This is a genomic window from Bifidobacterium sp. B4079 (assembly GCF_026537385.1).
In the GTDB taxonomy this organism is placed as follows: domain Bacteria; phylum Actinomycetota; class Actinomycetes; order Actinomycetales; family Bifidobacteriaceae; genus Bombiscardovia; species Bombiscardovia asteroides_I.
Window position 1 is genome coordinate 64206 of sequence record NZ_JAFNMH010000001.1, and the last position, 14796, is coordinate 79001.

The 14796-nt window shown below is 60.0% G+C and carries 12 protein-coding genes; 10 read left to right on the forward strand and 2 right to left on the reverse strand.

Annotation, left to right across the window (positions count from 1 at the left end; all coding sequences use genetic code 11):
- The first annotated feature begins 101 nt into the window (after positions 1 to 101).
- On the forward strand, positions 102 to 2204 hold the full coding sequence (locus J3T95_RS00295; protein WP_267449999.1) for a beta-galactosidase: 2103 nt from the start codon (positions 102 to 104) through the stop codon (positions 2202 to 2204).
- Here J3T95_RS00295 and J3T95_RS00300 read toward each other — a convergent pair.
- Positions 2161 to 2958 (reverse strand): type III pantothenate kinase, encoded by a 798-nt coding sequence (locus tag J3T95_RS00300; protein ID WP_267450000.1) that lies wholly within the window; start codon positions 2956 to 2958, stop codon positions 2161 to 2163. The genes J3T95_RS00295 and J3T95_RS00300 overlap by 44 nt on opposite strands.
- A 145-nt stretch (positions 2959 to 3103) precedes the next feature.
- On the opposite strand from J3T95_RS00300, the gene J3T95_RS00305 reads away from it, so the two are divergent.
- From J3T95_RS00305 to J3T95_RS00335, 7 genes are all read left to right on the forward strand, one after another.
- Positions 3104 to 4750, forward strand: a complete 1647-nt coding sequence (locus J3T95_RS00305) for an ABC transporter substrate-binding protein (RefSeq protein ID WP_267450001.1) — start codon at positions 3104 to 3106, stop codon at positions 4748 to 4750.
- A gap of 2 nt (positions 4751 to 4752) precedes the next feature.
- A complete protein-coding gene (locus J3T95_RS00310; RefSeq protein ID WP_267450549.1) occupies positions 4753 to 5730 on the forward strand; it encodes an ABC transporter permease in 978 nt (325 codons plus the stop codon).
- Positions 5730 to 6779, forward strand: coding sequence for an ABC transporter permease (locus tag J3T95_RS00315; protein ID WP_416378717.1), 1050 nt, complete (start codon positions 5730 to 5732; stop codon positions 6777 to 6779). Before J3T95_RS00310 ends, J3T95_RS00315 begins: the two co-directional genes overlap by 1 nt.
- Complete coding sequence (locus J3T95_RS00320; RefSeq protein ID WP_267450002.1) at positions 6770 to 7564, forward strand: ATP-binding cassette domain-containing protein; 795 nt, start codon at positions 6770 to 6772, stop codon at positions 7562 to 7564. Before J3T95_RS00315 ends, J3T95_RS00320 begins: the two co-directional genes overlap by 10 nt.
- Positions 7551 to 8399 (forward strand): ATP-binding cassette domain-containing protein, encoded by an 849-nt coding sequence (locus J3T95_RS00325; RefSeq protein WP_258561467.1) that lies wholly within the window; start codon positions 7551 to 7553, stop codon positions 8397 to 8399. The genes J3T95_RS00320 and J3T95_RS00325 overlap by 14 nt, the downstream gene beginning before the upstream one ends.
- Before the next feature lie 81 nt (positions 8400 to 8480).
- On the forward strand, positions 8481 to 10448 hold the full coding sequence (locus tag J3T95_RS00330; protein WP_267450003.1) for a RecQ family ATP-dependent DNA helicase: 1968 nt from the start codon (positions 8481 to 8483) through the stop codon (positions 10446 to 10448).
- A 112-nt stretch (positions 10449 to 10560) separates the two neighbouring features.
- Complete coding sequence (locus J3T95_RS00335; protein WP_029678668.1) at positions 10561 to 11043, forward strand: S-ribosylhomocysteine lyase; 483 nt, start codon at positions 10561 to 10563, stop codon at positions 11041 to 11043.
- Positions 11044 to 11101: 58 nt separating this feature from the next.
- Here J3T95_RS00335 and J3T95_RS00340 read toward each other — a convergent pair whose 3' ends face one another.
- Complete coding sequence (locus J3T95_RS00340) at positions 11102 to 12112, reverse strand: LacI family DNA-binding transcriptional regulator (protein ID WP_220236149.1); 1011 nt, start codon at positions 12110 to 12112, stop codon at positions 11102 to 11104.
- Positions 12113 to 12451: 339 nt separating this feature from the next.
- Here J3T95_RS00340 and J3T95_RS00345 point away from each other — a divergent pair, with 339 nt between their 5' ends.
- Both J3T95_RS00345 and J3T95_RS00350 read left to right on the forward strand, forming a co-directional pair.
- Entirely contained in the window at positions 12452 to 13774 is a 1323-nt protein-coding gene (locus J3T95_RS00345; RefSeq protein WP_267450004.1) for an ABC transporter substrate-binding protein, read from the forward strand.
- A 141-nt stretch (positions 13775 to 13915) separates the two neighbouring features.
- Positions 13916 to 14794, forward strand: a complete 879-nt coding sequence (locus tag J3T95_RS00350) for a carbohydrate ABC transporter permease (protein WP_324123844.1) — start codon at positions 13916 to 13918, stop codon at positions 14792 to 14794.
- Positions 14795 to 14796: the final 2 nt, after the last annotated feature.

Consider the following 14796-nt stretch of genomic DNA (forward strand, 5'->3'; position numbering starts at 1 on the left):
CTAGTGGGACATAATGGTCAGGGGATCCCGGAGCCGCGGGACGACGTGGACGCGGCAGGCATCCCCGTCCGAGAATCGAGACGGACCAGGAGGTTCTACCCATGAGCAAACCGACAAGGCGGGCCTATCGATGGCCCAAGCATCTCAAGGGTCAGCAGTCCCTCTGGTACGGATGCGACTACAACCCCGACCAGTGGCCCGAGGATATATGGGATGAGGACATTAGGCTGATGACCAAGGCAGGGGTCAACGTGGTGGCCTTGGCGGTCTTCTCCTGGTCGCGCATAGAGCCCACCCAGGGTGTGTTCGACTTTGACTGGCTGGATCGGATCATTGACAAGCTTGGTCGGGCCGGCATCGGAGTCAACTTGGCCTCGGCCACGGCTTCGCCGCCGCTGTGGCTGACCCAGGCCCATCCTGAGGTTCTGCTCAGGGACGAGCGTGGCGACACGGTTTGGCCTGGGGCTCGGCAGCACTGGCGGCCTACCTCGCCGGTCTTCCGTTCCTACGCCTTGAAACTCTGCCGAGCCATGGCCGAGCACTATCGGGACAACCCCTATCTGGTGGCCTGGCATGTGGGCAATGAGTATGGCTGCCATAATCGCTTCGACTATTCCGACGATGCCATGCGGGCCTTCCAGCGTTGGTGCCGTAGCCGTTACAAGGACATTGAGGCCGTCAACCGCGCCTGGGGCACGGATTTCTGGTCACAGAGGCTGAGCGACTTCTCGCAGATTCTGCCGCCGCGTTTCATCGGCCAGGGGAATTTCCAGAATCCGGGACGCATGCTGGACTTCGAGCGCTTCAGCTCCGATGCTCTCAAGGATTTCTACATGGCCGAGCGTGACACCTTGGCTGAGATCACCCCGGACATTCCTCTGACCACCAACTTCATGGTCAGCGCCGGCGGATTCGCTCTGGACTACGATGACTGGGGCGGCCAGGTGGACTTTGTGTCCAACGATCACTATGCGACGCCGGGCAGGGATCATCTGGAGGAGCTGGCCTACTCCTCCAGCCTGGTGGATGCCATCGCCCGCCGACGTCCCTGGTGGCTTATGGAGCAGTCCACATCGGCGGTCAACTGGCGGCCGGTCAACCCCCGCAAGGAGCCCGGACAACTGGAGCGTGACTCCTTGGCTCACCTGGCACTCGGTGCTGATGCCATCTGCTACTTCCAGTGGAGGCAGTCCCGGGTCGGTGCGGAAAAGTTCCACTCGGCCATGTTGCCTCATGCAGGCGAGGGCACGGCTGTCTTCCACGACGTCTGCCAGCTGGGAGGGGACCTGCAGGGGCTCTCGCAGGCCGGTCTGGCCGGCAGCAGGCTGGTCAAGGCCCCGGTGGCCCTGGTCTTCGACTACGCAAGCCAATGGGCCAGCTCCCATGCGGCATCCCCCAGCGACCGGGTCGAGCATGGCCAGGAGCCTCCGGTCTGGTACCGGGCGTTCCTGGACAACGCCATCCGGCCTGATGTCCTGCCGGTCAGGGCCACCTGGGAGGAGTATCCGCTCGTGGTCCTGCCAGCCCTCTATCTGATTGACGCCGATCTTTCCAAACGGCTGCACAAGTACGTACGTAGTGGAGGGCGGCTGATCGTTACATGGGGCAGCGGTATCGCTGATGGGCAGGACCGCGTCTGGACCGGCGGGTACCCGGGGCCGCTTCGGGACCTGTTGGGTCTGTCGGTCGAGGAATTCGCGCCCATGGCTCCCGGCACGTCCGGTCTGATGGACCATCTGGACCTGACCGACGGGGTTACCGCACACGACTGGGCCGATGTCATCGGCAGCCTGGACAAGGGCACCAAGGTCCTGGCAAGCTACCGGGCAGATCCCTGGACGGGGTTGGATGGCATGCCGGCCATGACCGTCCATGACTGGGGTCATGGCAAGGCCGCCTACCTGGGCTGCCGTCTGGACGCCCAGAATCTGGCCAAGGTCCTTCCTGCCCTGTTGAAGGCCTTGGATGTCGCTGACATGAGGTCGGCCCAAGGCGATGCCGATCTGTTGAGAATTGAGCGAGTCAGCAGGGATGATCGGACGCGCTTCGTCTTTCTGTTCAATCGGACCAGGCATCCGGTGCGGGTTCAGCTGGAAGGCCGGGTTCTAGTGGGCTCGCTGATCAGCATCGCCGGGGATGGCAAGCAGGCCAGTCTGCAGGTCAATGGCGCGCTTGTGCAGCGTGTAGTCGGCCATCGGCATTGAGCTGGTGAATCCTGTACATACCGGCGAAGATCAGCTCGGGATCGTAGTCCTCGATCAGGTCAGTGTCCTCTGAGAATGTACGACCCATGCCGCCCGTGGCCACCACATGGAAGTCCCGGCCTATCTCGCTGCGGTACTGGCGGATGATCCGCTCCAGACCGCCAAGGAAGTTGTAGTAGAGCCCGGCCTGCATGGCCGTCCTGGTGTCCGTGGCCATGATGGTCTGAGGGCGGGTGATCTCCACCTGGGGCAGCTGGGCGGTCTGACCGGCAAGGGCCTGGGCCCCGGAACGGATGCCCGGTACGATCAGGCCCGAGCGAATGGCGCCCCTTTCATCCACATAGTTGAAGGTGGTGGCCGTGCCGAAGTCGATGACCAATACCGGCCCTCCGTAGCGGTGGAAGGCGCCCACACAGTCAGCCAGGCAGTCGGCGCCCAGGGAACGCGGGTCGTCCAGACGGATGTTCATGCCCGTCTTCACCCCGGGGCCCACCACCATTGGGTCAATGGAAAAGAAGCGGATCAGGCAGGATCTGACGGCATGCATGACCGCAGGAGCCACTGAAGAAATAATGGCGTCCTGCACATCCGCAGTCCTGTAGCCGGCCAAGGCCATGAGCTGCCCCAGCAGAAGCCCGAACTCATCGGCTGTGTGGTCAATTCTTGTGGTCAGCCTGTAGGAGGCGGCGACCTGGTCGCCCTCCATGAATCCGACCTCGATGTTGGTGTTGCCGATGTCGATGGCCAGCAGCATGTCTTTTCCTCCCTGCCGTCGTCCGGGCGCGTGGCGCTTTCCGAGCCCATCCTAAGCGCATAAGCCTGGGTGGTGGCTTCGGGGAGTATGCTGGTGGGCGGTGATCGACCAGAATGGCGGTCAACCGCAGCATAAGGATTCGTCAATGAATGCAGATCGAGACGGCGCGCATGCCCATAGCAGTGTGACCGCAACAGATACAGGCGCGGTACAGGAGTCAGGCCCCAGCACTGATCCCGAACTCAATGCCAGGATCAGGCCCATGAGGTCAGGTGGCAACAGCCTGCCTTGGAAGTTGCTCAGTCTCCTGCTGGCCCTGGCCTTGGCCCTCTCCCTGTGGACCGGGCATCGTGGAGCCGCTGGTCAGGCCGAGGGCGGAACCGTGGCGGAAACGGTCACGGTTGGACTCAAGCTGGCCCCCACCAATCTGGACATTCGCAGCCAGTCGGGCACGGCGCTGGATCAGCTTCTGATCGGCAACGTCTATCAGGGCCTGGTGTCACGGGATTCCCGGAACCGGGTGCGCCCGGGTCTGGCCAGGACCTGGAATGTCTCTGAAAGCGGGCTGATCTACACCTTCCATCTGCATGAGGGCATCCGCTTCTCCAATGGCCATGCTCTTCGGGCCCAGGACGTGGTCGACTCCATACGCGGGCTCATGACAGGTCATTATCAGGGCAGCGAGATGCTGGAGGGTTTCCAGAGCGTTGATGCCACGAATCCGCTGACTGTCCGTCTGACGCTGTCCAGACCCTACCAGGATCTACTCTGGCAGCTGAGTGGCAGGGCTGGTCTGGTCTTTGACCGGCGAGCCCATTACGACATGAAGACCCAGGCCGTGGGCTCCGGTCCATACCTCCTGGAAAACTTCCGTCCAAACGATTCGGTCACCCTCAAGGCCGATCCGCATTACTGGGGCAGCGACAAGCCTAAGACGCCAACCATCGTTATCCGCTACCTCAATGACGACAACGCCGCCGTCAACGCCCTGCGCAGCGGGGATGTGCAGGTGCTGGCTCCAGTCACCGAGAACCTGGCCAGCCCATTCCGCAACAATCCCGACTTCCAGGTCAAGGCGGGCGACGACACCGACAAGTACGTCTTGGCCATGAACGGCAAGGGTGCCGCCACATCCGATCCACGGGTGCGTCAGGCCATCCGCCATGCCATTGATCATCGGCAGCTGATCGCATCCCGGGGCGGATCGGACAGGGGCTTGGGCGGTCCAATACCCTCCCTGGATCCAGGCTATCGGGATCTGACCGGGCTCTACCCCCACGATCCGGAGCAGGCGCGGAGGCTTCTGGCCCAGACCGGGTATGGTCCCGACCACCCGCTTAAGCTGCGGCTGACATATGCCAACACCTACGGCAGCGAATTGGGCGATCAGCTGCGCTCGCAACTGCGTCAGGTGGGCATCGACCTGGATGTGCGGGTGGTGGAGTTTTCAGTTTGGCTGCAGGACGTGCATGCCAACAAGGACTACGACCTGTCCCTGGTGGATCATGGCGAGAGCCACGACTTCCATCAGTGGGCCAACCCCGGCTACTACTACAACTACGACAATCGTCAGGTCCAGGAGCTCTACCAGAAGGCCATGGCCACGACCTCCGCCGATGACTCCGACAGACTCTTGGCCCAGGCCGCCCGGATTGTCAGCAGCGATGCGGCGGCGGACTGGCTCTTCAACTACCGGGTGACCACGGCCTGGAGGACGGGGTTGGAGGGCTTCCCGGTCGATCTGAACCAGTCCCTCATGCCCCTGTCCGACGTGATTTATAGGCGGGGATGACCATGGTCAGATTCCTGATGCGGCGCCTGGTGCTCTTCGTCTTGGCGCTGATGGGCATCTCCCTGCTGATCTTCCTGGCCCTACGCATCCTGCCCGGTGACGTGGCCGCGGTCATGGCCGGACTGGATGCCCCACCTGAGCGTGTCGACAGGCTGCGTCGGCAGATGGGCCTGGACCGCTCCTACTCACGGCAGTATCTGGATTGGATCAGCGACTTTCTGAAAGGGGACCTAGGCAAGTCCACTCTGACCAACCGTTCCATTGCCTCCCAGGTGGGCATACGAGCCCAGATCACCTTCCCTCTGATTCTTTTGGGGCTGGGCGTGGCCCTGCTGCTGGGCGTCCCCCTGGGTTGCGCCGCCGCTCTGGCTCGCTCGCCACGGATGCAGTCTTTCAGCCACATGGCAGCCATCGTGGGCGGATCCGTACCGGCCCTCTGGTCAGGACTGCTGTTGATCATGCTCTTCGCCAGGGGAAGTGGCCTGATCGGTCTGCTGCCCTCCCAGGGCTTTCCTGCTCTCGGCTGGGCTCGTCCGGGGCAGGCCCTGTCGTCATTGATTCTGCCTGCCCTGTCCACCGGCATCATCGTGGGCGCCGGCATCATGCGGTACACTCGTTCCCTTCTGGGCGACATGCTCTCTTCGAGGTATGTGGACATGGGCATGGCCTGCGGGATGACCCGAACCCAGGCCGCCCTGCGCATCGGTCTGCGGCTGGCTTCTCCCCAGTTGGTCTCGGTGGTGGGGCTGACCATGGCCGAGATGATCACCGGGGTCATGGTCAGCGAGAACCTGTTCGCCCTGCCGGGGCTTGGCTCCATGCTGATCACCGATGTGGGCAACCGGGATCTTCCGGCCGTTCAGTCCGAGCTGCTTCTTCTGGCGGCCTTCTTCCTCTTCCTGGGACTGCTGGTGGACGTTATCCATAGACTGATCGATCCGCGTTTTCGAGGTGCGGTCAGGAAGGAGGTGGCTGACTGATGGGCTGGGGGCATACAGACAGGCCCCGCCTGGGATCGAGGGCCGCTTTCCCCGGCCGACTGGGATTTTTCGGGCGGACGCGTTTGGCACTGGCCAGCATGTGGCGCAAGCCCTCTGGGCGATACTCGCTGATTGTTCTGGCCATTTGGATCCTGGTCTCCCTGGTCTCCAGGTTCTGGACCCCGGTTCCTATTTGGGACACTGACGGGTACCGGATCTGGCAGGCTCCCAGCCGCGACCATCTGTTGGGAACGGACGGCACCGGAGCAGACATTCTCTCCTGGCTGATGGCGGGGTCGGCCACCAACCTGGCCATCTGCCTTCTGACGGTCATCCTGTCAGGCGTATTGGGGCTCCTTCTGGTCATGGCCATGGTCTCTCGACGTTCTGTAGTATCGCAGACGGTCGTGGTGCTGATCGATGCCCTGATTTCCTTGCCCACAGTCCTGCTGGCTCTGGTCCTGGCCGTCCCCCTGGGACCCAGCATTGCCGTGGTTGTCGTGGCCTGTGGTTTCGGCTACGGACTCAACCTGGCCCGGATCGTGCGGCCCCAGGCGCTCCTGGCGGAAGAGTCGGACTACGTGCAATCCGCCCGGCACAGTGGAGTTGGGTCCTTCAGAATCTTCTGTACCCACCTGGTGCCCAATATCATTCCGGTCCTGTGTGTGCAGCTCTCCATGTCGGCGGGGACCTCCGTTCTAGCTGAGGCAGGGTTGACCTATCTGGGGATGGGTGTTCCCTCTGGCCTGCCCTCCTGGGGTCATTCGCTGGCCGCCTCGGTCAAGTTCATTAATGTCTTTCCGCTGACCGTGCTCTGGCCCGGCTTGGTGGTCACCATGGTGGTGGTGGCGCTGAACCTGTTCGGTGATGCCCTGCGCGATGCCATTGATCCGGTTTCCAACCCCTGTCTCAGGGCCGCCGTGGCTGCCGCGGGTTGGTCCGCTCTCCGGTCTGAGAAGCGCCAGGAAACGTCTGCGCAATCAGATGACTCCGATCATCATATCGAAAGTGAGATCCATGCCGGCGAGGGAGGTCAGCCATGTCGCTGAGTATTGACGGCCTGAGTCTGTCCATCAATGGCCGCACCATTCTCGACCAGGTGGACCTCAAGGTGGGGGACGGCCAACGGGTCGGCCTGATCGGCTCCTCAGGCTCCGGAAAGTCGATGATCGCCCGCAGCGTTCTGGGCACAGCACCACTGATGGCCTCCCTGTCTGGATCCATTCTGGTGGACGGGCTCCAGATTCTCGGCTCTGATGACCAGTCTCTGGCGGACCTGCGCGGTTCCCGGATGGGCATGATCTTTCAGAATCCTTCCATGGCCCTGAACCCTGTCAAGAAGGTCTACAGCCAGGTGGAGCTCCCTCTTCGCCGCCACTACCGCCTGAGCGCCCAGGAAAGGCGTAGACGGGTCATGGAAATATTGGAACAGGTCGGGTTGGATGTGGAACTGGCTGGCTCCTATCCGCATGAGCTGTCCGGAGGCCAGCAGCAGCGGGCGGCTATAGCTGCAGCCCTAGTCACCAAGCCCAGACTGATCCTGGCGGACGAGCCGACCACGGCCCTGGATGCCATCACCCAGCGGCAGGTCGTGGATCTGTTGGTCTCCTTGGTTGACCAGAGCGGGGCCTCCTTGCTGTTCATCACCCATGACTTCTCCGTACTGGCTCGGGTTGCTGATTACTGCTACATACTTGACGCAGGCCGAGTGGTGGAAAGCGGGCAGACTCGCAACATTCTGCGCAGCCCATCCAGTCCACAGGGCAGGACCTTGGTGAGAGCGGCCAGAGAGTTGACGCTGAGCGCAGATGGAGACAAGCATGATGGCGACTGACGGTGCACATGCCGATCCGATCCTGATCGGGAGGGGCCTGACCAAGGCCTATGCCTCCAACGGCAGCGGCATGGTTCGAAAGGCTGCGGTTGACGGAATCGATGTCTCCCTCCTGCCGGGGGAGTGCCTGGCGATCATAGGGGAGTCAGGTTCAGGGAAAACCACGCTTTCCCGTCTGCTCCTGGGTCAGTTGAGGGCTGATGCCGGGCAGGTGGCATATTTGGGCAGATCGGTTCTCCACGGTTCCCCGGCCGCCAAGTCGCTTGCGCGAGACTCTGCTCTGGTCTTTCAGAATCCCTTCGCCTCTCTCGACCCCCGGTGGACCATCGGCCGATCGGTCGCCGAACCTCTTCTGGCTGCCAGGCGCAGGGGGGGTGGACACCTATGGCATCGTCGTCAGAACAGGACGGGCCCTGCTGATCAGGTGGCCAAGGTCTTGTCGGAGGTTCAGCTTGACCCCGGCAGGATCATGACGGCTTATCCTTCGGATCTGTCCGGAGGCCAGGCCCAGCGGGCGGCCATAGCCCGGGCTCTGATCGTGAAGCCCCGGATACTCCTGGCCGATGAGCCCATGAGCGCCATCGATGTCTCAGCACGCGTCGGGATTCTCCATACCCTTCAATCCATCATGGCCCAGTCCAAACAGCAGAGTGATCCGTCAAATGGCATGTCCATGATCATCATCTCCCATGATCTGGGTGTGGTCCAGCACATCGCAGACAGGGTCATGGTGCTCAGCCAGGGAAAGGCGGTGGAGGAGGGGCCGGTGGAAGCAATCCTCAATCATCCCAAGCAGTCCTATACCAGACAGTTGCTGGCAGCCGCGACCCTGTAGGTTTCCGTCTATGTCCCACGATTGACCACATGGTCGTTCGCCCACTGCTTGACTCCTGCCGTGGCAATAGACTGGGGAATCATGGTGGACATCCAGGATGCAGGGCAGGCGCTGAAGCGGTATTTCGGATATGAGTCTTTTCGCCCGGGTCAGGAAGATCTGGTCAAGGCGATTCTGGATGGGCAGGACTGCCTGGGTGTGATGCCGACCGGGGCTGGCAAGTCCATCTGCTATCAGATTCCTGCCACCCTGCTGGACGGGTTGACCATCGTCATCTCCCCCTTGGTTTCCCTGATGAAGGACCAGGTGGACGGGCTGGAGGATGCCGGCATCCAGGCCTCGTTCGTCAATTCCACCCAAGCTATGGATGAGCAGTCCCTGGCCCTGGCGGAAGCTGCCCAGGGACGCAGCAAGATCCTCTATGTGGCTCCCGAGCGGCTGGATGCCCCCAGATTCAGGGAATTCGCCCAGCGTACGAGGATCTCCCTGCTGGCTGTGGATGAGGCCCACTGCGTATCCCAGTGGGGTCAGGACTTTCGCCCTGCCTACCTGGGCATCGGCGATTTCATCAGATCCCTGCCTAACCGGCCCACGGTGGCAGCCTTCACTGCTACGGCGACCGAGAAGGTTCGGCGCGACATCGTATACATGCTGGGCTTGAACGACCCCTATGTAGCGGTGACAGGATTCGACAGGCCAAACCTCTTCTTCGACGTGATCAAGCTGGAGAGCAAATACAAGAATCGCTGGGTGGTTCAGTACGCCCTGAAGCATCAGGACGATTCGGGCATCGTCTACTGCGCCACCCGCAAGGAGACCGAAGCCCTTGCCGATGATCTGACCAAGGCCGGTGTCAGCGCTGTCAGCTACCACGCTGGCATGGATACCCAGGACAGGGTGCAGGCACAACGGGACTTCGTTGACGACAAGGTGCAGGTGGTCGTGGCCACCAATGCTTTCGGCATGGGCATCGACAAGTCCAACGTGCGCTATGTCGTTCATCACAATATGCCTGAGAGTATCGAGGCCTACTACCAGGAGGCCGGCAGGGCGGGACGCGACGGCGAGCCCGCCCGATGCTCGCTGCTGTGGAACGAGAGCGACATCGTCACCCGCAGGCGGCTCTTGGACATGGACAATGGCAACGACAGACTGACCGGTGAACAGACTGAAGCGGTCAGGGCCGAACACCGGCGTCTGCTCAATGTCATGATCGGCTACTGTCGAACCACCGGCTGCCTTCACCAGTACATGCTGCGGTACTTCGGCGAGGAGGTGGACCAGGCTGCTGCAGGTCTTTCGCCCGCCGAGGCCGACAAGGGCAAATCCGTCACAGCAGGGCATCCCGACACGGGCAGCGTCGGCTGCCAGAACTGTTCCAACTGTCTGAGCACCTTCACGACCATCGACGTCAGCGATGTGGCCCGTGCCATCAGCAGGTGCGTGCATGATGTGAACCAGCGATTCGGCTCCGGCAAGATCGCTCAGATCCTCCGGGGTTCGCGCTCGCAGGACCTTCTTCAGCGAAGGCTGGATCGGTGCCCCAGCTATGGCGCTCTGGCCCAGGTTCCAGAGGCGCGAATTCGCGACGTGCTTAACCAGATGGCCTCGGACGGGTATCTGCATATCACCGAAGGGCGGCTGCCCATGGTCCACTTCGGACCCAAGGCTGTACAGACGGTCAGACCGGACTTCCATTACGAAATCAAGCGGACGGAACGCCCGAGTATTTCAGGCAAGGTCTTCGGCGGCGGGTCTTCTTCGACAGTTGGCGATGACGGTCTCGATCAGGCCGGCGCAAGCGATGCCAGCCCAGAGGATGAGGAACTCTTCCAGAAGCTGCGCGATCTGCGGACCAGCATAGCCCGCGAGATCGGCAAGCCGCCCTACATCGTCTTCTCCGACAAGGCGCTGCGCGATATGTGCCGCCTTCGACCCGTCGACGATGCGACCTTCCTGACCGTCAACGGGGTGGGACAGCACAAACTGGAGCAATATGGGTCCCAGTTCATGAGGGTCATTTCCGAGTTCTCGGCCGGAAGAGGGTGAATATGGCCATGGGCACGGCAGGGTCTGATAGGCGGGTCGGCCTACCATGAGGTATGCATGACTTCACCGCGGCTGCCTTTCGTATGGGCGCCCGACAGGAAAGGAAATTACAATGGCTGACAAACCTATCGTAGAGAGCTTCCAACTGGACCACACCAAGGTCAAGGCGCCCTACGTTCGTCTGATCGACGAAGAGAAAGGCCCGCAGGGAGACATCATCTCTAACTATGATCTGCGCCTGGTCCAGCCCAACCAGAACGCCATTCCAACTGCCGGGCTGCACACCATTGAGCACACCATCGCCGTGCTCCTGCGCGAGCGCATTCCCGGCTACATCGACTGCTCGCCCTTCGGTTGCCGTACGGGCTTCCATCTGCTTGCCTGGGGCCGTCATTCGACCGAGGATGTGGCCAAGGCTCTGAAGGAGTCCTTGGAGTTCATCGCCGAAAAGGCCACCTGGGATGACGTGCCCGGCACCGAGATCACCTCCTGCGGCAACTACCGCGACCATTCGCTCTTCTCGGCCAAGCAGTGGAGCCGCGACATTGTGGCCGCTGGCATCAGCTCCGATCCTTACGAGCGCAAGCTGGTCTGAGCGCTGACTAAGAGGCCCAGGCTGAAGATGAAAGCTCAGCCTGGGCCTCTATCTTGCTTTAATCCATGGGTACCGTTGACTCGCGTTGAATCAGACGGCAGGGTACATAGTCAATCCCATGGTGCGGCTGTCCTTTGATGGCATCCATGAGCTGCCGAGCGGCAATGCGGCCAATCAGCTCGGTGTTGTTGTCGATGCTAGTCAATGAAGGCCTGGAGGCGTTGACCAGCACATCCCAGTTGTCGTGGCCTACCACCGCCACGTCATCAGGAATCGACAGCCCCTGCTGCTTCAGTGCATCGATGCAGCCCCTTGCCAGTTGGTCACTTTGACAGACGACTGCATCAAAATCGACGCCTTGGTCAAGCAATAGTCTGGTAGCCGCGCGTCCCCAATTCTCATTCCAACGGCCGTATCGGATTGGCCCAGCAGGTTCAAGGCCGAATTCTGCCAGCGCCTCAAGTGATCCCTTGGTCCGATCTGTGGCTGCTGTAAAAGTTTCGTCGCCTCCAATGATGGCTATTTTGTTGCGTCCGCAGGAGATGAGCGAATTGACTGCGATTCGTCCGGCATCGACATTGTCGCAGGTGACAGAAGCATCATTGGGATTGGTTGACGGTCCATATGCATAGACCAAAGGGACACCTACGTTTCCCAGGCTGGAACGGGGATTGGTTTCCCTCTGCACGATGAGCAGGCCGTCCACATTCAACGAGAGTAGTTTTTCAACATGGCTGCGTTCCAAGGCTTCATCACCTCGGGCGTTCGCCAGCAAAACAGATACGGAGCCAGCGCGCAACTCGTTTTCGGCCCCAATCAGGATAGGGGTTGAAAAACGGCCGGTCAGGTCTGAGGTGACCAGACCGATGATGCCGCTCTTGCCGCTGGCCAGCGATTGAGCCATCTTGTTTGGACTGTAGTGCAGACGTTCTGCCGCTGCCCGAACCTTTTTTCTGGTCGCTGGACTCACCCTGGGCTGGTCATGAAGCGCTTTAGAAGCCGTCGATAGCGACACCTGGGCCATTCGTGCCACATCCGACAGCCTGACAGTCCGTGTTGTCTTCTCCATGTCCGACTCCAGTTCGTGAATTTTCCGAGCAGTTGATTGCATCGTGTGTTAATCCATATGCTAGTGCGGTCTTGCGAGGATTTCGGCAGTTGCGAAAACTCAAAACCTTCATTTTCGCATAGACGACAAAAAGTAGAGGAAAATACTTCATCTATGAATAATCAATAGGTTTGCAACACTGTGAGAAAGCGATTTTGCATTTTCGCTGATATCACATATGATGAAAGGGCTTTTGGCGTGGATCATTCGGTTGGATTCAAATGAGACTCGTCGAATGCTAAGCGGAGTTTCCGCAGCCAGCTCTCAACGATGAGCGGGAACGTAGAGAAAGAAGCAGATATGATCTCGATGAAGAGCATCGTACGTACGACGACAGCCATAGCCGCTGTCGCCATGCTCCTGCCATTGGCCGCATGTGGAGGAGGATCGCAGCCCGGCGCGGTTTCCGACAAGATACCGGCCAAGGGGACGGACGATGGGGAGCAAATCACCTTGTGGACCAGATCGCCACTGGAGCGGCAGGCAAAAAACGTGGTCGCTGTGTACAACAAGTCCCACAAGAACAAGGTCAAGTTGGAGATTATCCCCAACGACGATATGGAAGGCAAGGTAGGCGGAGCCTCCCAGACTGGTTCGCTGCCGGATATTCTGGCGGGTGATGTAGTCCGCATTCCCTATTGGGCTTCTGAGGGCATCTTCAAGGACATCACCAAGCAGATCGATGCCCTGTCGAATAAGGCTGATCTTCAACAGGGCCATATCAAGGCTGGAACAGTGGATGGCAAGAAATACACGCTGCCCTTCATCACCGATGTTTCGATCATGGTCTGGAACAAAGACCTTTACCAGCAGGCCGGTCTGGACCCGGAGAAAGGCCCAGCCAGCATAGAGGAATTCACAAGTCAGGCCAAGAAGATTGCCGGTTTGAACAAGGACGGGGTCTCAGGATCATATCTGGCTGGTCAGTCAGGCGGGGCGCTGGCATTTGATCTTTTCCCGTCCTCGTGGGCTGATGGTCATGAAGTGATGAACGACGACGGTAGCAAGGCTTCTCTGGACAACCCCTCTATGAAGGCCACTCTGGACGCTTACCATCAGCTTGCTGAGACCTCCAATGGCCTAGGAGCAGGCTCCAAGGAGGAGACGGGCGCTACTTGGACAGCCCCATTCGCCAATGGAAAGGTCGGTGTGATGCCCTACCCCAACACTTCGGTGACCGCAGTCATTGAAGCGGAGAAGAAGGGCGGATTCAAGGTTGGCGTGGCTCCTATACCCGGCACTGAGGAGGGCAAGACCGCCACTTTCCTTGGCGGGGATGCCATGGGAATCTCCAAGGACAGCAAGCATGTCGCTCAGGCTTGGAACTTCCTTTCCTGGCTGATGCAAGCGGATAGCCAGAAGCAGGTGTTTGCTGACAAGGGTGACACCGCATCGAACATCCGTACCCTGAAGACCGCTTATACCGATGCTGATCCGCGGGTACAGACCATCAATTCTGTCATTGTCGACGGCCATGGTCAGACCCCAAAGTCTCCGGCCTTCAACGAGGCCTTCAATGCCGCCGGGTCGCCCTGGCAGTTACTGATACAGAATGCCGTCTGGGGCAAGGGTAATTTGCAAGCCGACAATCAGGCGGTCAGCAAGGTCCTGTCCAAGGAGTGAATGGCCGTAAATAAGGATCCATCGGTTTCGTCAGAAAGGTTGCGGAGGAGCCTCTCTGACGATCGCCGACGATCGGTATGACCAACGAAGGGGTGCAATATGTCAGGCAGCAGTGGGCAAGCAGTAACACGAAGACGAAGCATGGTAGGCGGAAGAAGAATGCGCCGAGGGATGATTTATGCTCTCCCGGATTGGCTGTTCATTATCGTCCTTTTCGTCGTTCCCATCGTCCTGCTGATCGTCATGGCAGGTTCTCGCTGGACCTTGATGGGCGGTAACCGGGGTTGGAATTTTCCGACGAATTTCATCAAGGTTCTGCACAATGAGCTGCTTGGCCATGCCATCGGGTTCACGTTGGAGTACACCGTCATAGTAACCGTTATTCTCCTGGTCCTCGGACTGGGATTGGCCTTGCTTGTGCAAGAGTCCAGTGCATGGAACAACGTGCTTAGGACCTGCTTCCTGCTGCCTAGCGCCACTGGACTGGCTTCAGCATCGTTGCTCTTCTATGCCCTGTATTCGCCTCAGGTGGGACCGGTCACGAAAATCCTGGCTCATCTGGGACTCATGCATGCCAATGGTTCTGTGCTGGCCACCGGGCAGAGTGCCCTTTGGGCCACCATTATTGTCATTGTCTGGCGGTTCTCGGGGTACTACATGCTGCTCATGATGATAGGTCTGCAATCCATTCCGGGTGATCTTTACGAAGCTGCACGCATGGATGGGGCGGGTACTTGGCGGATTTTCAAGTCAATCACCCTTCCTTTGATGCGGCCGACCATCATTATGTGCTTGGTCTACTGTGTAACCGGGTCCATTCTCGCTTTCGATCAGTTTTTCATTCTGACCAAGGGTGGGCCGAACAATGCGACCATGACCGTAGTCGAGCTCATTTACAACTTTGCCTTCGACTCCAAGAAGGACCTAGGCATGGCTGCAGCGCTCTCCCTGATTGTGCTGCTGGCCCTGGTCGTCATCAATTCCATTCAAATGCGCGGTCTGCGCGACAATACCAAGTGAGG

What these genes read in the sequence shown, in the direction of transcription:
- J3T95_RS00295 (WP_267449999.1), top strand. Translation starts at nt 102, where the DNA reads ATGAGCAAACCGACAAGGCGGGCCTATCGATGGCCCAAGCATCTCAAG.
- J3T95_RS00300 (WP_267450000.1), bottom strand. Translation starts at nt 2,958, where the DNA reads ATGCTGCTGGCCATCGACATCGGCAACACCAACATCGAGGTCGGATTC.
- J3T95_RS00305 (WP_267450001.1), top strand. Translation starts at nt 3,104, where the DNA reads ATGAATGCAGATCGAGACGGCGCGCATGCCCATAGCAGTGTGACCGCA.
- J3T95_RS00310 (WP_267450549.1), top strand. Translation starts at nt 4,753, where the DNA reads ATGGTCAGATTCCTGATGCGGCGCCTGGTGCTCTTCGTCTTGGCGCTG.
- J3T95_RS00315 (WP_416378717.1), top strand. Translation starts at nt 5,730, where the DNA reads ATGGGCTGGGGGCATACAGACAGGCCCCGCCTGGGATCGAGGGCCGCT.
- J3T95_RS00320 (WP_267450002.1), top strand. Translation starts at nt 6,770, where the DNA reads ATGTCGCTGAGTATTGACGGCCTGAGTCTGTCCATCAATGGCCGCACC.
- J3T95_RS00325 (WP_258561467.1), top strand. Translation starts at nt 7,551, where the DNA reads ATGATGGCGACTGACGGTGCACATGCCGATCCGATCCTGATCGGGAGG.
- J3T95_RS00330 (WP_267450003.1), top strand. Translation starts at nt 8,481, where the DNA reads ATGGTGGACATCCAGGATGCAGGGCAGGCGCTGAAGCGGTATTTCGGA.
- J3T95_RS00335 (WP_029678668.1), top strand. Translation starts at nt 10,561, where the DNA reads ATGGCTGACAAACCTATCGTAGAGAGCTTCCAACTGGACCACACCAAG.
- J3T95_RS00340 (WP_220236149.1), bottom strand. Translation starts at nt 12,112, where the DNA reads ATGGAGAAGACAACACGGACTGTCAGGCTGTCGGATGTGGCACGAATG.
- J3T95_RS00345 (WP_267450004.1), top strand. Translation starts at nt 12,452, where the DNA reads ATGATCTCGATGAAGAGCATCGTACGTACGACGACAGCCATAGCCGCT.
- J3T95_RS00350 (WP_324123844.1), top strand. Translation starts at nt 13,916, where the DNA reads ATGGTAGGCGGAAGAAGAATGCGCCGAGGGATGATTTATGCTCTCCCG.